Source organism: Burkholderia sp. R-40, assembly GCF_049942845.1.
GTDB lineage: Bacteria > Pseudomonadota > Gammaproteobacteria > Burkholderiales > Burkholderiaceae > Burkholderia > Burkholderia ambifaria.
The window spans coordinates 1,335,903-1,357,254 of sequence record NZ_CP187967.1 but is presented as its reverse complement, the minus strand read 5'-3'; the positions used below and the strand labels follow the sequence as shown (position 1 = coordinate 1,357,254).

The following is a 21,352-nucleotide window of genomic DNA, read 5'->3' as shown; positions in this document are numbered from 1 at the left end:
TCTTCCTCACCAGTTGCGGAACCGGGCCGGCGGCGCATAGAGGCCGCCCGACCAGTGCACGAGATCCTTGATCGAACGCGCGGCGAGCCAGCGGCGATCGGCGTCGAGCGGATCGATGCCGAGATCCTCCGGACGCCGAATCACGCCGCGCTCGCGCAGCCGCTCGACCATCCTGCGGTCGCGGCCGCGGCCGACCTCGGTATACCCGGCCACGCCGCGGATCGCGTGCTCGCGCTCATCCTTGTCGCGGCACATCAGCAGGTTCGCGATCCCTTCCTCGGTGACGATGTGCGTGACGTCGTCGCCGTAGACCATGATCGGCGCGAGGTCGAGCTGCAGCTTGTCGGCGAGCTTCAGCGCGTCGAGCTTCTCGACGAACATCGGCACGTTCTTGTCGCCGAACGTCTCGCCGATCTGCACGACCAGCTTGCGGCCGCGCCTGAGCGCCGCCGGCGTGTCGGGGTCGGCTTGCGCGCCGGCCTTCAGCCACGGCTCGCTCGGATGACGCCGGCCGCGCGCGTCGCTGCCCATGTTCGGCGCGCCGCCGAAGCCGGCGATCCGCTCGGCCGTGACCGTCGACGAATGGCCCGCCAGGTCGATCTGCAGCGTCGAGCCGATGAACATGTCGCACGCATAGAGGCCCGCGGTCTGGCAGAACGCCCGGTTCGAGCGCAGCGACCCGTCGGGGCCCGTGAACCACACGTCGGAGCGCGCGCGGATGTAGTCGTCCATCCCCACTTCGGAACCGAAGCAGTGAATCTGCTCGACCCAGCCCGACTCGATCGCGGGAATCAGCGTCGGGTGCGGATTGAGCGCCCAGTGCGTGCAGACCTTGCCCTTGAGCCCGAGCTTCGCGCCGTAGGTCGGCAGCAGCAGCTCGATCGCGGCCGTGTTGAAGCCGATCCCGTGGTTCAAGCGCCTGATCCCGTACGGTTCGTAGATGCCCTTGATCGCGAGCATCGCAGTCAGGATCTGCGTTTCGGTGATCGCGGCCGGGTCGCGCGTGAACAGCGGCTCGACGTAGAACGGCCGGCCGGCCTCGACGACGAAATGCACGCGGTCGCCGGGAATGTCGACGCGCGGCACCTTGTCGACGATGCGGTCGACCTGCGCGATCACGATGCCATCCTTGAACGCGGTGGCCTCGACGACGGTCGGCGTGTCTTCCGTGTTCGGGCCGGTGTACAGGTTGCCGTCGCGATCGGCGCTGACCGCCGCGATCAGCGCGACCTGCGGCGTGAGATCGATGAAGTAGCGAGCGAACAGCTCGAGATACGTGTGCACCGCGCCGAGCGCGATCTTGCCACCGAACAGCAGCTTCGCGATCCGCTGCGACTGCGGGCCCGAATACGCGAAGTCGAGACGCTTCGCGATGCCGCGCTCGAACACGTCGAGGTGCTCGGGCAGCACGACGCCCGACTGCACCATGTGCAGGTCGTGGATCTTCGCGCTGTCGACATCGGCGAGCGCCGTCGCGAGCAGGTCGGCCTGTTTCTGGTTGTCGCCTTCGAGGCAAACGCGGTCGCCGGGCCGCAGCACCGCTTCGAGCAGCGCGACGGTGTCGCGCGCATCGACCCGCTTGCCCTGCGCGTACGCCGCGCCGGCCGCGAGGCGTGCATCGCGCGCCTGCCGCGCGTGATTCCATCCCGTCATGAACAGTTCTCCCGCTTCGATGGTCCAGCGGCATTCTAAGCCTGGCGCCGCCGTCGATTGATGATGTTGAAGAATGCGACTCAGAGGGCGCCGCGATGGATTCGGCGCGCCGGAAACCGCGCACACCGGCTACATGCGCGGCCCGCCCGAATCGCACGCGGCGGCTATGCGCCGACCAGCGCGCGCGTCGTGAAGAACAGCAGCGACGGGCCGAGCAGGCAGCCGACGCCCGTATGGAACGTCGCGACCAGCGCGCCATACGGCACCAGTCGGCGGTCGGTCGCGGCGAGACCCGCGCTCACGCCGCTCACGGTGCCGGCGAGACCGCCGAAGATCATCGCGGAGCGTGGCGTCTTCAGGCCCATGAAGTTGGCCGCGACCGGCGTGCCGACCATCACGATGATCGCCTTGACCAGCCCCGTCGCGATGCTGAGCGCGATCACGTCGGAGCTCGCGCCGATCGCCGCGCCCGTGACGGGCCCGACGATGTAGGTGACGGCGCCCGCGCCGATCGTCGTCATGCTGACCGCATCGGTGTAGCCGAACGCGCGCGCGATGCTCGCGCCGACGATGAACGGCAGCACGGTGCCGAGCAGCAGCGACACGACGCCGACGAGGCCGGCCTTGCGCGCCTCGGTCGGCTGCACTTCGAACGCGGTCGCGACGATCGCGAAATCGCGCAGCATCGCGCCGCCCATCAGGCCGACACCGGCGAACAGCCGCACGTCGGCGAGCCCCTTCTCGCCGCCGGTGAACGCGCCGCCGACATAGGCGAGCACGAGGCCGATCACGATCGCGATCGCGGAGCCGTGTACGCGGCCGAACGTGAGCTTGCGTGACGCGATCGACGACACCCACATGATCAGGCCGACCAGCGCGAACGACGCGACGAGCCCGTTGTGGGCGACGGTTTTTTCGAGCATCTGCAACATGGCGGCCTCCTTCACTGTTCTTCGAATTGCGGCACGCCCACGAAGGCCGTGTCGTCGCGCCCGGTGCGCACGAGTACCGCGATGCAGCATGCGCAGATCCCGACCGCGCCGACGGCGGCCAGCAGCGCGACCGGCCCGCCCTTCAGCGCGGCGACGACGTTCTGGTTCGCGGCCATCGCGACGACGACCGGGATGTACATCGCGCCCCAGAAACCGACGCCCGCTTCGGTCTCCTTCGGCAGCCAGCCGCGCCGGTGCAGCCACAGGCGCAGGCAGATCAGCAGCAGCATCGCGATGCCGACGCCGCCGACGTTGGTCTTCACGCCGATCGCGGCGCCCAGCAGGTCGCCGAGGAACAGCCCGGCCAGATGGCAGAACGCCAGCAGCGCGGTTCCGTAGATGATCATGAGTCGTCTCCAGTCTCTTCGTGACGGGCGCCTGACGCGTGCGGAAGCCAGGCCCGCACGCCGGTCCCGGGCGCGGACAGTCTGTCTCCTGCGGCGGGGCGCCGCGACCCGGCGGCTCGTCGTGCGAGCGCGTTCTCGGGCGGTCGATGGGATGATGCGGTTTCGGGCCGGACGCCGGATGGCTTAGACTGACCGATGGAGCTGGCGGCGCGACACGGGCTACGCGTCCGATGTGCCCCCTTCCATGGGCCGCATCAGGGCGTGATCCGATACTAGCGCCGCAAAATGCGGCCATTTATGAAGTTGTCGAAACCGATTCAGTGGATTTAGCAATGCGTCCCTTACCGCCCGAGTTGCTGCGCAGCTTCGTCGCCGTCGCCCAGTCCGGCAGTTTCACCGCCGCGTCCGAGCGCGTGAGCCTGTCGCAGTCGACCGTCAGCCAGCACATCCGCCGCCTCGAGGAGCTGCTCGACCGGCCGCTGTTCGAGCGTGACACGCGCAACGTGCACCTGTCGCAGCACGGCGACGCGCTGTTCCGCTACGCGGTGCGCATTCTCGAACTGATGGACGAGGCCGTCACGTCGGTGTGTGGGCCGCCGCTGTCGGGCAAGGTGCGGCTCGCGATGTCGGAGGATTTCGCGAGCGCGCACCTGACGGCCGCGCTCGCGAGCTTCGTGCAGCGCAATCCGGACGTCGAGCTCGCGATCTCGACGGGGCTGTCGGGCGACCTGTTCGATGCGCTCGACGAAGGCCGCCACGATCTGGTGTTCGCGAAGCGCGTCGCGGGCAGCCGGCGCGGCCGCGTGATCCGCAGCGAACCGCTGTACTGGTGCACCGGCCCCGATTCGCGGATCACCGGTCACGAGGCCGTGCTGCCGCTCGCGCTGCACCCGGAGCCGAGCGTGTCGCGCCGCCGCGTGCTCGAGTCGCTGGAGGCGGTCGGCCGCCCTTACCGGATCGCCGTGGTGAGCAGCAGCATCGCGGTGCTGCGCGCGGCCGCGAGCGCGGGGCTCGGCGTCAGCGCGTTCGCCGGCTACGTGATTCCGGCCGGGCTCGCCCGGCTCGACGCGGGGCTGCCCGAACTCGGCGAACTCGAATACGTGATCGACCGGCCCGCGGCTGCATCACGCTCGACGCTCGCGCTCGAGGCGACGCTGATCACGGCGGCCGCCGAACTGTAGCGAGCGCTCAGGGCAGGAAACTGCGCCGCCGCGCGTCGATCAGCTCGACGAGCAGCCGGTCGCGCTCGGCCGCCAGTTCCTGCATCGAACGCTCGCCCTGGATCGCGCGCAGTTCGTCGTTCAGCTTGCGATCGACGGCCGGATCGAACGATGGCGTGCCGAGGTCGTCCCACCACGTCGTGATCGGCCCCGACAGGTGTTCGAGGAAGTGCGCGATGCCGCCCGCGCCGCCGCCGAGGTGATAGGTCAGGCACTGCCCCATCAGCCCCCAGCGCAGGCCCGGGCCCCACGCGACGGCCTTGTCCGCATCGGCGACGCTCACCACGCCTTCGCCGACGAGGTGATACACCTCGCGAAACAGCGCGGCCGCGAGCCGGTTCGCGACGTGGCCGGTCATTTCCTTGTTGAGCACGATCGTCTGCTTGCCGAGCGCGTCGTAGAACGCCTTCACGCGCGCGATCACGGCCGGGTCGGTCGCGTCGCCGCCGACCAGCTCGACGAGCGGAATCAGGTGCGGCGGGTTGAACGGATGCGCGATCAGGCAGCGTTCCGGATGCTTGTCGCACGCGGTCTGGATCTCCGACATCTTCAGGCCCGACGAACTCGACGCGATCGGCACGCGCGCCGGCAGCACGTCGTCCATCTGCCGGTACAACGCGCGCTTCAGGTCGAGCCGTTCGGGGCCGTTCTCCTGCACGAAATCGACGCCGTCGAGCGCGCGCACGAGATCCGCGTCGAACGACAGCCGCGCGGAAAGCTCGGCGGCGCGTTCGCCGAGAAACCCGGCGAGTGCGTCGCGCAGCCGCGCGTCGGCCTGCGGCGCGGGATCGGTCGCGACGACGTCGAAGCCCTGCGACAGATAGAAAGCCGCCCAGCTCGCGCCGATCACCCCGGCACCAACGATCGCGATGCGTTGAATGTCCATGTCCGTCCCGTCTCCGTGGTCTGTGGATAGCGCGACGATTGTCGCATCGATTCGCATCGCCACGCATTGATGCCGGTTGCAATTTCCCTCTTGAAAACCGCCGCGGCGACCTCTAATTACCCGTTGCCAGGCAGTGCCCGTCACGCGCACTGCCCCCGTTTCGACTCAGCGGAAAACCGCGCATCGCACACGCCGTCGGCGTCGCGTCGTCGCGTCTTTCGCACTCATGTTCCGGAGGACCTTCATGAGCGGCATCCATTACGGCTACGACCTGTTCGACGAATTCGCCCGCGTGCAGCGGCAAGTGGCGAACCTGTTCGGCGAGCATCCGGCCGGCATCCGCGCGGTGCGGCCGAACGCGTTTCCCGCGCTGAACGTCGGCGCGACCGACGACGCGATCGAGATCGTCGCGTTCGCCCCCGGCATGGCCGCGGCCGACTTCGACGTATCGATCGACAAGGACCTGCTGACGATCAGCGGCGAGCGCAAGCCCGTGCCGCACGACGCCGGCGACGACCTGCGCACCTACGCGCAGGAGCGCTTTCACGGTGCGTTCCGTCGCGTCGTCGAGCTGCCGCAGAACGCCGACGCCGACAACGTCAGCGCCCGCTATGAAAACGGCTGCCTGCTGATTCGCGTCGGCCGGCGCGAGGCAGCGAAGCCGCGTGCGATCACCGTTCAGTAACCTTCAGGAGAACGACATGAATACGAGCCAGATGAGCCAGAACCTGACCGAACGCCGCAACGGTGCCCTCCATGCGGCAGCCGCCGAAGCCGCGCGCCGGCCCGCGCTCACGCCGGCCGTCGATATCGTCGAGGACGCGCGGCGCGTCACGCTGCGCGCCGACCTGCCCGGTGTGCCGCGCGAGAACCTCGACGTAAAGGTGCACGACAACACGCTGACGATCGAAGCCGACACGCGCATCGACACGCCGGCCGACCTGCGCGTGCGCCATGCCGAAGTCCGCGCGCCGCGCTTCGTGCGCACGTTCGTGCTGAGCCCCGATCTCGACACGTCGCAAATCGATGCGAGCCTGCGCGACGGCGTACTCACGTTGACGATTCCGCGCCGCGAGGAAACACGCCCGCGCCGCATCGACGTGACGGCCGGCAACGCGTAAGCGCCGGCGCGTGTTCATCGCGGCACGCGCATGACAAAGCCCCGCCAGGCATCACACCTGGCGGGGCTTTTTGCAACCTGCGGCGTGCTACGCGCGCGCCGCCGTCGCGTTCAATCGAAATCGAACAGGTCGAACATCGACTTCTTGCGACGCTGGCCGTCGTGCCGGTAACGGTCGTCGTGCGGGCGACCGTCGCGTCCCCAGCCATCGTCACGCCCGCGCGGCGCGTGGGCATCGTGACGCACGGGCGGCTCGTCGCGGCGTGCCGGTGCCTCGCCGGTTTCGCGTGCGATCAGCTTGTCGAGTTCGCCACGATCGAGCCACATGCCGCGGCACGTCGGACAGTAGTCGATCTCGATCGACTGGCGCTCGGCCATCAGCAGGTCGGGCGTCTTGCAGACCGGACATTTCATCGCGTTTCTCCTTTCGTTGAGAATTCCGAATCGAGGGCGGGCCCTCGCCCGCCCGCTTGCTCAGTGAGCTTCGCCGCGTGCCGCGCGCTTGGCCTTCGCACGACGCGCCAGCATGTTCATACCCTCGACGAACGCCGAGAACGCCATCGCCGCGTAGATATAGCCCTTCGGCACGTGCGAACCGAAACCTTCCGCGATCAGCGTCATGCCGATCACGACCAGGAACGACAGCGCGAGCATCACGATGGTCGGGTTGCGGTCGATGAAGCGTGCGAGCGGCTGGGCGGCGAACAGCATCACGCTCACCGCGACGATCACCGCGACGAACATGATCGGCACGTGCTCGGTCATGCCGATCGCGGTCACGATGCTGTCGATCGAGAACACGATGTCGAGCATCACGATCTGGCCGATCGCGGCCCAGACCGTCAGGCCGGCCGCGCCGCCGGACGCGCCCGAACCGTCGGCGTCATGCGACACGTGATGATGGATCTCGGTGGTCGCCTTCCACACGAGGAACAGGCCGCCCGCCAGCAGGATCATGTCGCGCCATGAGAACGCGTGATCGAACAGCGTGAACACCGGTTCGGTGAGGCTCGCGATCCACGCGACGCTGCCGAGCAGTGCGAGGCGCATTACCAGCGCGAGCGCGATGCCCAGACGCTGCGTGCGGGCGCGCTGCGCTTCCGGCAGCTTGTTGCTGAGGATCGAGATGAAGATCAGGTTGTCGATGCCGAGCACGACTTCCATCACGACGAGCGTCAGGAGCGCGGCCCAGACGGCGGGGTCGGCGGCAAGCGTCAGCAGATAGTCCATGAATAGGGCCGATTCGAATGTTGGAAAGTCCGATGATAGGCCTTCCATGACTTCGGAAAAATCAGCGAGAATCTGATCTTTGGTTCGGTTTTTCCGAAATCTCGCTCCGATGCTGAATTTTCGCCACCTGTACTATTTCTGGGTCGTCGTGAAGGAAGGCGGTTTCGCGCGCGCCGCCGAGCGGCTCGACATGGCCGTGCAGACGATCAGCGCGCAGGTGCGCGACCTGGAGAAGTCGCTCGGCCACCAGCTGTTGCGCCCGGCCGGGCGCGGCGTCGCGATGACCGATGCGGGCCAGGCCGCGTATGCGCGCGCGGAGGTGATCTTCGAGATGGGCCGGCTGATCCCCGACGAAGTGCGCGCGGCGGCGAGCCAGCCGACCGTGCGGCTCGCGGTCGGCCTCGCGGACGGGATCTCGAAGCTGGCCGCGCATGCGATCCTCGCGCCGGTGCTCGACACCCCCACGCTTCGCCTGCTGTGTCACGAGGGCGAGCACGACGCGCTGCTCGCGGAACTGGCCCTGCATCACCTCGATCTCGTGCTGGCCGGCCAGGGCGCGCCTTCAGGGTCGAATCTGCGGGTGACGAGCGAGCGGCTCGTCGCGTCGCCGGTCGACTGGTACGGCCCTGCGGCGCTCGTCACGCCCGCCGCGCGGCAGCGCTTCCCGCACTGCCTCGCCGAGCTGCCGGTGCTGCTGCCGACCGCCCATTCGGCGCTGCGCGCGCGCCTCGACCTGTGGCTGGAGCGGGAACGGATCGTGCCCCGGGTGGCCGGCGAATTCGAGGACAGCGCGCTGATGGCCGTGTTCGCGGCGCGCGGCCTCGGCGTGTTTCCGCTCAGCGAACTCGGCGCGAACGACGCGTCGCTGTTGCGCGGGCTGCGCCGGCTCGGCCGTGCGGGCGACGTGACCGAGGAAATCCACGCGATCCGCTCGCGGCGCGGCGAACACCATCCGCTCGTGTCGCAATTGCTCGCCGTCGCGCCGCCGGCGGCGGCCGGCTGAAGCAAGCGCGACATCAAACGAAACTATAATGACGCCCCGGCCATACGAGATTGCCAAGCGCCGTGCACCGGCACAGTCGTTGCGCGGCATCGCGTGGGCGGCGCCCGCCGCCCCGCCCGGCATTTCGCCGAGCCTTTTGAAAGACGCCATGCACAACCGATTTCGCCTGTTTTCCGTTTCGTGCGCGCTCGCGGCCGCGGCCGTGCTGGCGGCGTGCTCGTCGCCGCCCAAGCCGATCTACCAGCAGGAGCAGTTCGACGCGGCGACCAGCCCGTATGCGCACACGTTCCGCTCGAAATCCGACGCGGCCTGCGAGGCCGCGCGTCGCGCCCTGCTGAGCCAGGGCTATGTCGTGTCGTCGTCGCGCAACGATGCGGTCGACGGCAGCAAGAATTTCCAGCCGAACAACGACATGCACGTCGTGATCGAGTTTCACGTCGTATGCGCGGACGCGACCGCGGACGGCACGTCGAGCATCGCGTACGTGAACGCGGTGCAGGACCGCTACACGCTGAAGAAGTCGAATACGTCGGCAAGCGTCGGGCTCAGCGTGTTCGGGTCGCTGTCGCTGCCGATCGGCTCGAGCGACGACGCGCTCGTGAAAACGGCGAGCGAGACGATTCCCGCCGGCGTGTTCTACGAGCGCTTCTTCAATCTGGTCGAGCATTTCCTGAAGATCGATCCCGCCCGCCGCGATCGCGCCACCGTGAAAGCGGCCGAGAAGGAGCCCGTCGCGCCGCTGCCCGAACCCGCGCCGACGCCGCAGGGCGAGCCGATGAAGATGACGACGCCCGTCGTGCCGACACCGCCTGCGGCGCCCGTGCCGCTGTCGGTGCCGAGTGTCGCGCCGACGCCGGGCACGCCCGTCGTGCCGGCCGTGCCCGCGCCGGCTTCGGCCGTGGTCGCGCCGGGGGCGATGCGCGGGGTCGTGCCGGGGGCCGCGCCGGCTTCGGCTCCGGTGCCGGCTTCGGCACCTGCGTCTGCTGCTCCGACGCCGGCTTCTGCTTCGACGCTCGCTGCTTCGATGCCGGCTGCTTCGACGTCGGCTGCTTCGACGCCGGCCGCATCGACGCCAGTGGCTGCCACGACGGCGGCCGCAACGCCGGTATCGGCCACGCCCGTATCCGCGGCATCCGCACCTGTGCCGTCGAGCGCCACTTCGACGGCCGCAGACAAAGCGCCTGCATCGGCAACTGCCGCTCCCCTCGCCTCGTCCGCGCCGTCCGGCGCCAGCGCGCCCGCCGCGAACTAACTGCACAGGCGCCGTTACGGCTTCTTCTGCAGCGTCGTCCCGCTGCGCCGCGTGACGTACGCCGGGGCGTCAGCGCGTTACCGCAGCGTCGCGTTCAACGTCTGCAGTTGCTCGACCGTCGCCGTCACGCCGCCGCACACGATCACAGCGATGTCCGACGCCGACGCAAGCACCGGCACCGACTGCTCGAGCGCGGCCAGCGCCGCGCCGCACGCCGGCTCGACGACGATCCGGTGCTCGTCCAGGAACTGCAACGACGCCGCCACCGCCTGCGCATCCGTCACGACGACCGGATGAATCGGATGCCGCGTCGCCCATTCGACCGCCGCGTCGCACGGCCGCTTCGCGCCGAGCGTCGTCGCGATGCTCGTGATCGCCGGCAACTCGACCGGGCGCCCCTGCGCGACCGAGCGCGCATAGCTGTCGGCGCCCTCCGTCTCGACCGCGACCACCGGCACGTCGTGCCAGCCGTTGCGCGCGAGCCCCTCGAGCACCCCGCACAGCAGTCCGCCGCCGCCGACCGACAGCACGACCGCGTCGGGCTTCGGGCCGGTCAGCGCCATCTCGTCGATCATCGTCGCGTGCCCTTGCCACAGCACCGGGTCGTCGAACGGATGCACGAACGCGTCCTGCTCGCCGACGGCCGCCAGCGCGAACGCGTTCGCCTCCACCCAGCTCGCGCCGTGCACGACCACCTCCGCGCCTTCGACACGAATCAGCTCGCGCGCGCGGGCCGACGCGGTTTCCGGCACGACGACGAGCACCGGCACGCCGAGTTCACGACCGCAATACGCGACCGCGATGCCCGCATTGCCGCCCGACGACGACACGAACCGGCGCGCGCCGGCCGCATGGCGCGCTTCGCAAACCGCGCCGATGCCGCGCAACTTGAACGAACCGGACGGCTGCAGCGCGTCGAGCTTCAGCCGGATGTTCGTGCCGAGGCGGCGCGACGCGATTTGCGAACGGATATAGGGAGTCGGGATATGAAGCGGCATGGCGCGGGACACCGTGAGGACAGTCGGGACAAGGGAATCGCACGCAGCCTGTGAACAGGCCCGGCAATGGCGCCCATCGTACGGCACGCCAGCCATGCTTTCCAATACCATCGAATGGCCCTTGCTATGCTTGACAAGCATATCCACTGAATCGAAACCGGAGCCCACCCCGCATGCGCCAGATCGAACTGCGTCACCTGCGTTACTTCGTGGCGGTCGCGCAAGCCGGCAGCGTGATGGCCGGCGCCCGCGCGGCCGGCATCGTCCAGCCTGCGCTGTCGCGGCAGATCCGCGAGCTCGAGGACGCGATCGGTACGCCGCTGCTGATCCGCCGCACGACGGGCGTCACGCTCACGGCGGCCGGCGCGAGTTTCCTGCAGGATGCGACGGGCCTGCTCGCGACGTTGCAGGACAGCCGCGAACGCGCGTTGCGCAGCGCGGCCGGCCAGCTCGGCGAACTGCGGCTCGGCGCGCTGCCGAACTGCCTGCCGCTGCCGGTCGTCGCGAACGTGCCCAGGGCGTTTCGCGACGCGTGTCCGGACGTGAAGCTGTCGATCGCGCCGATGCTGTCGGCCGAGCAGGCGGCGGCGCTGATGCGCGGCCAGCTCGACGGCGGCATCATGGCGTGGCGCCGCGACGAGGCACCGCATCTGTCGGGCGTGCGGCTGCTGAGCGACCGATTCGTGCTGGCGATGCCCGCGCCGCCGGGCGGGCGCTTTCACGCGCCGCGCACGCTCGCCGACGTCGCGCACGAACCGTTCGTGTGGTTCGACGCGCGGCGCTCCGCCGCGCACCATCGCTTCCTGATGGCGCAGTGCGAGCGCGCGGGCTTCACGCCGCGCATCGCGCAGGTCGGCAGCGACATCCCGACGCTGATCGGGCTCGTCGCGGCCGGCATGGGTTGCGCGTTCGTGCCGGAAAGCGCGTCGCCGACGTGCCCGCGCACGGTACGGCTCGTCCCGCTCGACGAACTCGCGAGCCGCTTCGACATCGAGTTCGTGTTCGACGGCGCGGCGGCACCGGCTTCGCCTGTCGTCGCACGGTTTCTCGATGCCGTGCGCGACGCGGCCGGCCACGCGGACTGACCGAGCGCCGGCGAGCTCAACCCGCGTGCCTGCGACGGATTCCGCAGCATCGCGGACCGCCGATCGGGCCGCCTGGGGCGGGCGGCCGCGCCGCGCGACGACGGCCGGCTTCGCCGTCATCCCACGTAAACATCCGCCGGAACGCACGAAAATTCTTTCAGATTCATGACAATCGGCGCGGCCGCGTCGCTATTTTTAAATTGACACCAAAAACGACCGTTTAACGTCATTTCGAATCGTTATGCCCCGAAATATACTGCGCCCGCATCCAACCCTCGTGCCAAAGAGAGGATGCCTTTCCGCCCCGGTCACGGTCCCCCTGTGACCGGGGCTTTTTTTGCCGCAAGCCGCGGTGGTACAGGATCTGCGGGAAGGATCACGCACTTGCGTCATCACGAGTCGGCTGCCCTACCCCGTGGCCCGAGCGCCCCCACGCTGCCGACCTCACACCCACGCGGCCCCAACCCCGCATTGTTGACATGAAATCAAGATAATTTCGCCCGGATACGGCTTTTTCCGCAAAAGTCATGCAGGCACACTTCACCCTGTCCACAACGGCCGATGCCGTTGCCCCATGCTTACAGGAGCGCATCGCGTGAACCCCACGACTTCTTCTCCTTCCCGCCCCGGCGGCAGCGCCGCGCTGCCGCTGCTGGCGCTCGCCGCCGGTGCGTTCGGCATCGGCACGACCGAGTTCTCGCCGATGGGCCTGCTGCCCGTGATCGCCGACGGCGTCCACGTGTCGATTCCGCAGGCCGGCATGCTGATCAGCGCGTATGCGATCGGCGTGATGGTCGGCGCGCCGCTGATGACGCTGCTGCTCGCGCGCTGGTCGCGCCGCTCGGCGCTGATCGCACTGATGTCGATCTTCACGATCGGCAACCTGCTGTCGGCCATCGCGCCCGACTACACGACGCTGCTGCTCGCACGACTCGTCACGAGCCTGAACCACGGCGCGTTCTTCGGGCTCGGCTCGGTGGTCGCGGCCGGCCTCGTGCCGCGTGAACGGCAAGCCAGCGCGGTCGCGACGATGTTCATGGGCCTCACGATCGCGAACGTCGGCGGCGTGCCAGCCGCGACCTGGCTCGGCCAGATGATCGGCTGGCGCATGTCGTTCGCGGCCACCGCCGCGCTCGGCTTGATCGCGATCGCCGGCCTGTTCGCCGCGCTGCCGAAGGGCGAGGCCGGCAAGATGCCGAACCTGCGTGCCGAACTGTCGGTGCTCACGCGCCCCGTCGTGCTCGGCGCGCTCGCGACCACGGTGCTCGGCGCCGGCGCGATGTTCACGCTCTACACGTACGTCGCCCCCACGCTCGAACACGTGACCGGCGCGACGCCCGGCTTCGTGACCGCGATGCTCGTGCTGATCGGCGTCGGCTTCTCGATCGGCAACATCGCCGGCGGCCGCCTCGCCGACCGCTCGCTCGACGCCACGCTGATCGGCTTCCTGGTGCTGCTGATCGTGACGATGGCCGGGTTCCCGCTGCTCGCCCGCACGCATGTCGGCGCGGCGGCCACGCTGCTGGTGTGGGGTGTCGCGACGTTCGCGGTGGTCCCACCGCTGCAGATGCGCGTGATGCGTGCCGCGCACGAAGCGCCGGGCCTCGCGTCGGCCGTCAACATCGGCGCGTTCAACCTCGGCAATGCGCTCGGCGCGGCAGCCGGCGGCGCGGCGATCTCGGCCGGCTTCGGCTACGCGGCCGTGCCGCTCGTCGGCGGGCTGATTGCCGCGGCCGGGCTCGCGCTGGTCGCACTGCAAAGGATGCAACGCCGCCGCGCGCCGGTCGCCGCGAACTCGTAAGCGCACCGCGACCCGCAGGGTGCCGATACGCGGCACCCCAATTGAACAACGCCCGCGCCGGGATGCCGACGCGGGCGTTGTCGCTGATGGGCCGCGCATCGCGGCCGCCATGTCGACGTATCAGCGCGCGGCGGCGAACCCGCCGAAGAATGCTCGTGCATTCGCATCGAGGCTCTCGAGGTGATAGCCGCCCTCCTGCACGATCACCGTCGGCAAACCGAGCGCGCCGATCGCGCCGCCGAGCCGGCCGAACCCGTCGGTCGTGACGGCCACCTGCGATTGCGGGTCGTCCTTGTAGATGTCGAAGCCGAGCGCGAGCACGAGCGCATCGGGCTGGAACCGCGCGAGCGCGCGCAGCGCGTCGTCGAGCCGCTCGAAGAAGGTCGACTCGGGTGCACCGTGCGGCATCGGCAGGTTCAGGTTGTAGCCGTCGCCGGGCCCCGCGCCCGTCTCTTCCTCGTAGCCGGCTACGACCGGATAGAAATTGGTCGGGTCGCCGTGGATCGATACGTACAGCACGTCGTCGCGGCCGTAGAAGATCTCCTGCACGCCCTGCCCGTGATGCATGTCGGTATCGAGGATCGCGACGCGTTGATGGCGGCCGAGCAGCGCCTGCGCGGCGATCGCCGCGTTGTTCAGGTAGCAGAAGCCGCCGGCCGCATCGCGGCGCGCGTGATGGCCGGGCGGGCGGCACAGCGCGTACGCGTCGCGCGCGCCGTCGTTGACGTCCGCCGCGGCCGCGAGCGCGCTCTGCGCCGACCAGTACGCGGCGCGCCACGTGTTCGCGCCGACCGGGCAACTGCCGTCGGCGAGATAGCGCGCGGCTTTCGCGAGCACGCCGCGCAGCGGGTTCGGATCGCGCACGAACACGTTCGACATCACTTCGTCGCCCCAGTCGTCGGGCATCCGCTTCCAGTCGCGGTGCGCTTCCTCCAGAAAGCGCAGGTAGTTCATGTCGTGCACGGCCGCGATCGGGGCGGTGCCGCGGTCGGCCGGCTCGCGCACGTCGAAGTCGAGCGAACGCACGGCCGCGACCAGCCGCGCCGCGCGCTCGGGCACTTCCTGCGGCTCGCGCATCCTGCCGCGTGACAGGTAGGTGCGCGGATGGTGCAGCAACTGTTCGGGGTGGAAATAGGTGTTCATCGTCGGTCCTCGTCGATTCGTCGCGTCATGCATCGTGCGCGGCTGCCGCTGCAGCCACGCGCGTCGCGACGCCCGCCCGCGCGAGCACCGCGTTGAGCAGCACGTTCGTGCCGCGCGTCACGTCGTCGGGCAGCGCGTCCTCGGCCTCGTTGTGCGACAGCCCGTCGGCGCACGGGATGAACACCATCGCGGTCGGCACGCGGCGCGCGAGCAGGATCGCATCGTGACCGGCGCCGCTGACGATCCGTTCGTTCGTATAGCCGAATGCCTCCGCGGCCTGCGCGACCAGGTCGACGCAGGTGCGGTCGAACGGCGTCGCGGGGCTGCGCCAGCAGGTATCGATCGCGACCTGCACGCCGCGCGCGGCGGCCACGCGCGCGCATGCGTCACGCAGCGCGCGCTCCATCGCATCGACTTGCGCGTCGTCGTGATGGCGCAGGTCGACGGTGAACGTCACGTCGCCGGCGATCGTGTTGCGCGACGCGTTGCGGATGCCGATCTGCCCGATCGTCGCGAGCCCGCGCGGCGCGTAGCCGGCGACGATGCGTTCCAGTTCGAGCGCCATCTGCGCGCTCGCGAAATACGCGTCCTTGCGATACGGCATCGGCGTCGTGCCCGCGTGCGCGGCCACGCCCGTCACGCGCACGTCGAGCCAGCGAATCGCCTGCCCGCCCGTGACGATGCCGATCGTCGTGCCGTTCGCCTCGAGCACGGGCCCCTGTTCGATATGCGCTTCGAAATACGCATCGACCGCGCCGCCCGGCGCACGCGTGCCGCGACACCCGCATGCGTCCAGCGCGGCGCCGAGCGTGATGCCGTCGGCGTCCTGCTTCGCGAGCGCGTCGTCGAGCGGCAGCGCGCCCGTGAACACGGCCGAGCCGAGCATCGCCGGCGCGAAACGCGCGCCCTCCTCGTTGGTCCACGACACGATCTCGAGCGGCTTGCCGGTCGCGATGCCCGCATCGTTCAGCGTGCGCACGACTTCGAGCCCGGCGAGCACGCCGTACACGCCGTCGAAGCGCCCGCCTTCGGGCTGCGTGTCGAGATGGCTGCCGATCAGCACCGGCGCGGCCTGCGCATCGGCGCCGTCGCGCCGCGCGAACAGGTTGCCGACCGCGTCGACGCTCACCGTCATCCCCGCGTCGCGGCACCACTGCGCGAACAGGTCGCGCCCGCGCCGGTCGTCGTCGGTCAGCGCGAGGCGCCGCACGCCGCCGCGCGGCGTCGCGCCGACGCGCGCCATGTCGGCCAGGCTCCGCCACAGGCGGGCGCCGTCGATTTCCAACAGGTCTTTCATTTGCACTCCGATGAATTCGTTCGTCGAGGGTCAGTGCGAGCCGAGCGCTTCGGCCGCGGCCGGCCGGCCCGCGCGTCGCGCGTCGAGCGCGACGATGCAAATCAGCGAGATGCCGGCGAGACACGTGTAGAACACCGCGAGCGGCCACCACTGGCCCGCGAAGCGATGCGCGAGCCAGGTGCCGACGAGCGGCGTCAGGCCGCCCGCGATCGCGCCGCACACCTGGTACGCGAGCGAGATCGCCGAATAGCGCACGTGCGCGGGAAACACGCCGCTCACGAAGCCGGCGATCACCGAATAGAAGCCGGACATGCACACGACCGCGAGCGCGATGCCGGCGACGAGCGACCCGGACGTGCCGCCCTGCACGAGCATGAACATCGGGTACGGCGACAGCATCGCGAGCAGCGCGGCGATCTTCAGGAAACGCGCGCCGCCGATACGCTCGGCGATCCACGCGGCGAGCGGCTGCGCGATGAACTGGATGATCGCGACCGCGAACAGGCTGTCGAGGATCAGCGAGCGCGACACGCCGACGTACTGCGTGGTGTACGCGATCATGAACGTGTTGGTGAAATAGACGCCCGCGATCCCGATCGTGTTCGCGCCGATACAGAGCAGCACGAGCCCCGACGCGGAGCGCAACACTTCGGCCACCGGCAGCTTCACGGTGCGGTTCGCTTCCTTCACGCGCGCGAATTCCGGCGACTCGTTCACGCCGAGCCGGATCAGGATGCCGACGACGAGCAGCACCGAGCTCGCGAGAAACGGCAGGCGCCAGCCCCATGCGAGGAAATCGGCCTTGTCCATCAACGTGACCGCGCGAAACGCAACCAGCGACAGGATCAGCCCGGCCGGGCTGCCGAGCTGCGCGAACGACGCGAAGAACGTGCGCCTGCCCTGCGGCGCGTGTTCGCCCGCCATCAGCACCGCGCCGCCCCACTCGCCGCCGACGGCGATCCCCTGCACGACCCGCAGCACGATCAGCAGCACCGGCGCGAGCATGCCGACCTGCGAATAGTCGGGCAGCAGCCCGACGCACACGGTCGCGACGCCCATCATCATCAGCGTCGTCATCAGCGCCTTCTTGCGGCCGATGCGATCGCCGAGGTGGCCGAACACGATGCCGCCGAGCGGGCGCGCGAAGAAGCCGACCGCGAATGTCGCGAACGACGCCATCGTGCTGACGAAGCGGTCATGCGACGGGAAATAGAGTTCGCCGAACACGAGCGCGGCGGCGGTCGCGTAGATGTAGAAGTCGTACCACTCGATCATCGTGCCGACGAACGCGGCCGTCGCGGCACGCGCCGGCTGGCGGGCGGAAGGAAGGGACTGGGTCATGCGGGCTCCTGACGCGCGCCGCGGCACGCGCAATATCGTGGTGGCCGGCCGTCTGTCGCGGCCTCGCGCCGCACGGTGCGGCGCCCCTCCTTTATCGGCGACCGCAAATCATTAGTCAAATTTCAAGTTATTATTCGGCATATAAGTTCAGCTAATGACTGATCCGATTCGAGCGGAGACCCGATGCGCGCCGACCTCACCCCCTTCCTCAACGACCGCCTCGACTGGAACCTGCTGCGCACCTACCTGGTGATCATGCAGGAGCGCAGCGTGAGCCGGGCGGCCGCGCGCCTGCACGTGACGCAGCCGGCCGTGAGCCAGGCGCTGCGGCGGCTGGAAGACACGCTGGAGCGCAAGCTGATCGAGCGGCGCGGCGCGCACTTCGCGCCCACTCCAGCGGGCGAAGCCGTGTACCGGATCGCGAGCGACATCTACGGCGGCGTGTCGCGGCTCGAAACGGAGCTCGACGACAGCACGGCCGACCTCACCGGTTCGATCCGGCTGCTGACGGTGAGCCGCATCGAGTCGCCCGTCTACGACGCATTCCTCGCCGACTTCCATCGCGCGTATCCGCGCATCGATCTGCAGATCGAAGTGATGCGCTCGTCCGACATCCTGTCGTCGCTGCTGCAGAAGACGGCCACCGCCGGGCTCGGCCTGTGCCGCACGCCGCACGACAAGCTGGAGATGCGCTGCTTCCTGCGCCAGCGCTACGCGATCTACTGCGGCCGCCATCACCGGCTGTTCGGGCAGACGCAGTTGCGGATGGAGGATCTGCTCGCGGAGAACTTCGTGTCGTTCACGAGCGACCAGATCGGCGACAGCCTGTCGCCGCTCACCGTGTTCCGCGACCAGAAGGGCTTCACCGGGCGCATCGTCGCGTCGTCGCCGAGTCTCGAGGAAGTGCGGCGGCTGATCTTCGCCGGTTACGGGATCGGCTGCCTGCCCGAGCACATCGTGCGCGACGACATCGCGCAGCAACGGCTGTGGCGGCTGCCGCCCGACGACGGCCTCGTCGACGTCGACGTGTTCCTGCTGTGGCATCGCGACCGCAAGATGAACGCGGCCGAGCACGCGTTCCTCGACGCGATGGAGCGCTGCATGCAACAGCACTCGCTCGCGGAACGGCTGGGGATGTAGGCACGCGACTGCGTGCATACGCGAAAGGACAGTCGTGTTCGCCGTCGCGTTCGACGGCCACTGCCCTGCGGCGAATACGGCGTGCTTGAATGAAACGACGCCGCGCACGGTGGTCCGCCCTGCCGGCATCGTGGATCACGAAGGTGTGATGTGCAGCGGGCTGCCGATGATGCGGGATTCGGCGGGCCGCTCAGGCCGGCGGAAAGCCGGCCCGACAAGCGACGCGATGCGTCACGCGTCACGCGTCAGTGGTGAACCTCGCCGCGCTCGAGCGGCAGGATCAGCCGCTCGGGGATGCTGCGTCGCGACGCACGCGCGCCGACGTAGTACAGCACGGCCGGCACGATGAGGCCGAGGATCCACGAGATGTCAGTGCCGCCGAGCGCATCGACGAGCGCGCCCGTGTAGATGTGCGTCGACATGAACGGCACCTGCACCAGGATGCCGACCACGTAGATCGTGATCGCCATCACGTTCCAGCGGCCGTAGCGGCCATCCGGATCGGACAACGCCGGCACGTCGTAGCGCGAGCGCGTGAAGCAGTAGTAGTCGACCAGGTTGATCGCGCTCCACGGCGTGAAGAACGCGAGCAGGAACAGGATGAACGCGGTGAATTCCTTCAGGAACGAATGACGGCCGGCCAGCGCGATCAGCGTCGACACGCAGATCATCCCGAAGATGTAGACGAGACGGCTGCGCGACGACACCGCGCCCTTGCCGCGGAAACCGCTGACGATCGTCGCCATCGACATGAAGCTGCCGTACGCGTTGAGCGCGGTCACCGTCACCTTGCCGAACGCGATGCTCAAGTACAGCAGTGCGGCGACAGCCCCCGTCGAGCCGAGCCCGACGATGTACGACACCTCGTGGTGCGCAAACTGGCTGCCGGCCAGCGCGGCCGCGAACACGCCGAACACCATCGCGGCCTGCGCGCCGATCACCGAGCCGAGGCCGACCGCGACGAACGTGGCGACCGACGACGTCGAGCGCGGCAGGTAGCGCGAATAGTCGGCGACGTACGGGCCGAACGCGATCTGCCACGACGCGGACAGCGACATCGACAGCAGGAAGCTCGCGAGCGAGAAGTGCCGGTTCGCGAGCAGCGCACCGACGTCGTGGTTCGCGAACAGCTGCGTGAACATGTAGACGAACGCGACGATGCCGACCACGCTCGCGATCCGGCCGACGAAGTGGATCGCGCGATAGCCGAACACCGTCAGCACGACGATCACGGCCGCGAACAGCAGGATGCCGGCCGCGTCGTCGACGTGCAGCAGTTGCGCGACCGCCTGCCCGGCGAGCACCGAGCCGCTGGCGGAAAAGCCGATATACATCAGGCACACGAGCACGATCGGGATCATCGCGCCGTAGACGCCGAACTGCACGCGGCTCGAGATCATCTGCGGCAACCCGAGCTGCGGCCCCTGCGCGCCGTGCAGCGCCATCACCGCGCCGCCGACGAACTGGCCGAGCAGCAGCGCGACCAGCGACCAGAACACGTCGCCGCCGAGCACGACCGCGAGCGCCCCCGTGACGATGGCCGTGATCTGCATGTTCGCCGACAGCCACAGCGTGAACTGGCTCAGCAGCCCGCCGTGGCGTTCGGCGTCGGGAATGAAATCGATCGAGCGTACCTCGATCAGGCCGCCGGCTTTTCCACTGGGATTCGTTGACACGGGGAAATCTCCAAGATACTGAGGATCGCGAATGGTTCGGACGAGACGGGAAACTTGCCGGGGCGGCCGGTCGGCTCGCCGCGTGTGGCGCGCCGTGGATCGCCGACCTGCGCCGACATTGCCAGCGGATATTCTTGTATATACAACTTGCGTGATATCGGTGATTTCCCGGGTGTTCGACGATTTATGAAACGTGTCGGAAAACGGGCCGCGTCCGACCTGCGGAGTCGCCGGTCGCGCGTAGGAAAAATGAAAGCTCAGGTGCCGGCGGGCGACGCCGGCTCGGGCTCGGCCACCAGGTCGTCGGCGGGAAGGAGCGTCAGCAAGCGCCGCACGGCTTCGACGTCGCGCGCGTGCAGCCATTCGTCGTAGTCGTCGCGGCGCAGGATCACGACGCCCCGCTTCTCGTCGCCGGGCCGATGCATGCGCGCGAACACCGGGTGATCGTCGGCGTTGACCGTGAGCATCGTCATGCCGATTCGCTCGCGGCCGTCGGCGGTGACGAAGCTGCGCCAGATACCGGCGACGCAGCACGGCTGCCAGCCGTCGACGCCGATCCGGTGCCACACGTTGCGGCCCGTCTCGTAGCACGGCTCGAAGATCCAGCGCACCGGAATCAGGCAACGCTGGCCGTTGCGCCAGGCCGTGCTGTAGAGCCGCGACGAGCCGACCGTTTCCGCGCGCGCGTTCACCGTATCGAGCTTCTTGCGCTTGCGGCCGTTCTCGTCGACACGCACGGGCTGCATGAACTTCGGCCAGAAGCCGAACACCGCGCTGACGACCGCGACGCCGTCGCCGTCGGCACGCGCGATGGGCGCCACGTAATCGGGATACACGTCGGGTTCCCACGGGTCGCGGCGAAACAGGTCGCCGATGCCGAGCTTCAGCTCGCTGATGCCCGGGTCTTCATCGGGGGCGCGGTAGTGAGTGCACACGGTTCGGCAGACGATGGACGCGATGTCTTCATCGTAGGTCAGCGGGCACGCCGTGTTTGTGCAATCGGTTGGTATGACGAAACAGTCTTACGCGTGCAAGTGGATCGGAGCGTCGATCGGTCATTGCTTCCACTCTTGCCGGCAGCAAGATGCGCAGGCTGCTCGCCAGCAAGCTGAGCCATGCGGTCGAATTCCAGCTCGCGACGCTGGGCAACAGCGACGGCGGCGAAGCG

20 protein-coding genes are annotated in these 21,352 nt (G+C 68.9%); 8 read left to right on the top strand and 12 right to left on the bottom strand.

Features of this window, described 5'->3' with window-relative positions; genetic code table 11:
- Positions 1 to 6 precede the first annotated feature (6 nt).
- From mdcA to madL, 3 genes are all read right to left on the bottom strand, one after another.
- Positions 7 to 1,653: a malonate decarboxylase subunit alpha gene (gene mdcA / locus ACP26O_RS06355; RefSeq protein WP_175655949.1), complete on the bottom strand. Its 1,647-nt coding sequence runs from the start codon at positions 1,651 to 1,653 to the stop codon at positions 7 to 9.
- Between the two features lie 164 nt (positions 1,654 to 1,817).
- The gene (gene madM / locus ACP26O_RS06350) at positions 1,818 to 2,585 is read right to left on the bottom strand and encodes a malonate transporter subunit MadM (RefSeq protein WP_012363531.1); all 768 of its coding nucleotides are present in this window, start codon (positions 2,583 to 2,585) and stop codon (positions 1,818 to 1,820) included.
- Between the two features lie 11 nt (positions 2,586 to 2,596).
- The gene (gene madL / locus ACP26O_RS06345; protein WP_105833763.1) at positions 2,597 to 2,992 is read right to left on the bottom strand and encodes a malonate transporter subunit MadL; all 396 of its coding nucleotides are present in this window, start codon (positions 2,990 to 2,992) and stop codon (positions 2,597 to 2,599) included.
- A 332-nt stretch (positions 2,993 to 3,324) separates the two neighbouring features.
- Between madL and ACP26O_RS06340 the strand changes: the two genes are divergently transcribed.
- The gene (locus ACP26O_RS06340) at positions 3,325 to 4,173 is read left to right on the top strand and encodes a LysR substrate-binding domain-containing protein (protein WP_011656476.1); all 849 of its coding nucleotides are present in this window, start codon (positions 3,325 to 3,327) and stop codon (positions 4,171 to 4,173) included.
- Positions 4,174 to 4,180: 7 nt separating this feature from the next.
- On the opposite strand, the gene ACP26O_RS06335 is transcribed toward ACP26O_RS06340, so the two are convergent.
- Positions 4,181 to 5,098 (bottom strand): 3-hydroxyacyl-CoA dehydrogenase NAD-binding domain-containing protein, encoded by a 918-nt coding sequence (locus ACP26O_RS06335; protein ID WP_175663944.1) that lies wholly within the window; start codon positions 5,096 to 5,098, stop codon positions 4,181 to 4,183.
- A gap of 244 nt (positions 5,099 to 5,342) precedes the next feature.
- Here ACP26O_RS06335 and ACP26O_RS06330 point away from each other — a divergent pair, with 244 nt between their 5' ends.
- Entirely contained in the window at positions 5,343 to 5,783 is a 441-nt protein-coding gene (locus ACP26O_RS06330; protein WP_175663945.1) for an Hsp20/alpha crystallin family protein, read from the top strand.
- A 16-nt stretch (positions 5,784 to 5,799) separates the two neighbouring features.
- Positions 5,800 to 6,219, top strand: coding sequence for an Hsp20/alpha crystallin family protein (locus ACP26O_RS06325; RefSeq protein ID WP_175663946.1), 420 nt, complete (start codon positions 5,800 to 5,802; stop codon positions 6,217 to 6,219).
- A 110-nt stretch (positions 6,220 to 6,329) separates the two neighbouring features.
- Here ACP26O_RS06325 and ACP26O_RS06320 read toward each other — a convergent pair whose 3' ends face one another.
- Together ACP26O_RS06320 and ACP26O_RS06315 are read right to left on the bottom strand one after the other, a co-directional pair.
- A complete protein-coding gene (locus ACP26O_RS06320) occupies positions 6,330 to 6,632 on the bottom strand; it encodes a zf-TFIIB domain-containing protein (RefSeq protein ID WP_175663947.1) in 303 nt (100 codons plus the stop codon).
- A gap of 60 nt (positions 6,633 to 6,692) precedes the next feature.
- Positions 6,693 to 7,448 (bottom strand): TerC family protein, encoded by a 756-nt coding sequence (locus tag ACP26O_RS06315; RefSeq protein WP_126227479.1) that lies wholly within the window; start codon positions 7,446 to 7,448, stop codon positions 6,693 to 6,695.
- 109 nt (positions 7,449 to 7,557) lie between these two features.
- Between ACP26O_RS06315 and ACP26O_RS06310 the strand changes: the two genes are divergently transcribed.
- Both ACP26O_RS06310 and ACP26O_RS06305 read left to right on the top strand, forming a co-directional pair.
- Positions 7,558 to 8,451 (top strand): LysR family transcriptional regulator, encoded by an 894-nt coding sequence (locus ACP26O_RS06310; protein WP_175663948.1) that lies wholly within the window; start codon positions 7,558 to 7,560, stop codon positions 8,449 to 8,451.
- 148 nt (positions 8,452 to 8,599) lie between these two features.
- A complete protein-coding gene (locus ACP26O_RS06305) occupies positions 8,600 to 9,703 on the top strand; it encodes a DUF2242 domain-containing protein (protein WP_175663949.1) in 1,104 nt (367 codons plus the stop codon).
- A 77-nt stretch (positions 9,704 to 9,780) separates the two neighbouring features.
- On the opposite strand, the gene ACP26O_RS06300 is transcribed toward ACP26O_RS06305, so the two are convergent.
- A complete protein-coding gene (locus ACP26O_RS06300) occupies positions 9,781 to 10,701 on the bottom strand; it encodes a pyridoxal-phosphate dependent enzyme (protein ID WP_175663950.1) in 921 nt (306 codons plus the stop codon).
- A 173-nt stretch (positions 10,702 to 10,874) separates the two neighbouring features.
- Here ACP26O_RS06300 and ACP26O_RS06295 point away from each other — a divergent pair, with 173 nt between their 5' ends.
- Both ACP26O_RS06295 and ACP26O_RS06290 read left to right on the top strand, forming a co-directional pair.
- Complete coding sequence (locus ACP26O_RS06295) at positions 10,875 to 11,786, top strand: LysR family transcriptional regulator (RefSeq protein WP_175663951.1); 912 nt, start codon at positions 10,875 to 10,877, stop codon at positions 11,784 to 11,786.
- Between the two features lie 595 nt (positions 11,787 to 12,381).
- Positions 12,382 to 13,587, top strand: a complete 1,206-nt coding sequence (locus ACP26O_RS06290; RefSeq protein ID WP_175663952.1) for an MFS transporter — start codon at positions 12,382 to 12,384, stop codon at positions 13,585 to 13,587.
- A 120-nt stretch (positions 13,588 to 13,707) separates the two neighbouring features.
- On the opposite strand, the gene ACP26O_RS06285 is transcribed toward ACP26O_RS06290, so the two are convergent.
- From ACP26O_RS06285 to ACP26O_RS06275, 3 genes are read right to left on the bottom strand one after another with little or no spacing between them, the layout of a single operon-like run.
- On the bottom strand, positions 13,708 to 14,730 hold the full coding sequence (locus ACP26O_RS06285; RefSeq protein WP_165751164.1) for a histone deacetylase family protein: 1,023 nt from the start codon (positions 14,728 to 14,730) through the stop codon (positions 13,708 to 13,710).
- 25 nt (positions 14,731 to 14,755) lie between these two features.
- Positions 14,756 to 16,027, bottom strand: a complete 1,272-nt coding sequence (locus ACP26O_RS06280; protein WP_175663953.1) for a Zn-dependent hydrolase — start codon at positions 16,025 to 16,027, stop codon at positions 14,756 to 14,758.
- A gap of 30 nt (positions 16,028 to 16,057) precedes the next feature.
- Complete coding sequence (locus ACP26O_RS06275; RefSeq protein WP_175663954.1) at positions 16,058 to 17,368, bottom strand: MFS transporter; 1,311 nt, start codon at positions 17,366 to 17,368, stop codon at positions 16,058 to 16,060.
- A 183-nt stretch (positions 17,369 to 17,551) separates the two neighbouring features.
- On the opposite strand from ACP26O_RS06275, the gene ACP26O_RS06270 reads away from it, so the two are divergent.
- A complete protein-coding gene (locus ACP26O_RS06270; protein WP_011656462.1) occupies positions 17,552 to 18,508 on the top strand; it encodes a LysR family transcriptional regulator in 957 nt (318 codons plus the stop codon).
- A gap of 245 nt (positions 18,509 to 18,753) precedes the next feature.
- Here ACP26O_RS06270 and ACP26O_RS06265 read toward each other — a convergent pair whose 3' ends face one another.
- Positions 18,754 to 20,184 (bottom strand): purine-cytosine permease family protein, encoded by a 1,431-nt coding sequence (locus ACP26O_RS06265; RefSeq protein WP_175663955.1) that lies wholly within the window; start codon positions 20,182 to 20,184, stop codon positions 18,754 to 18,756.
- Positions 20,185 to 20,441: 257 nt separating this feature from the next.
- Positions 20,442 to 21,119 (bottom strand): SOS response-associated peptidase family protein, encoded by a 678-nt coding sequence (locus ACP26O_RS06260; RefSeq protein ID WP_165751159.1) that lies wholly within the window; start codon positions 21,117 to 21,119, stop codon positions 20,442 to 20,444.
- Positions 21,120 to 21,352 lie beyond the last annotated feature (233 nt).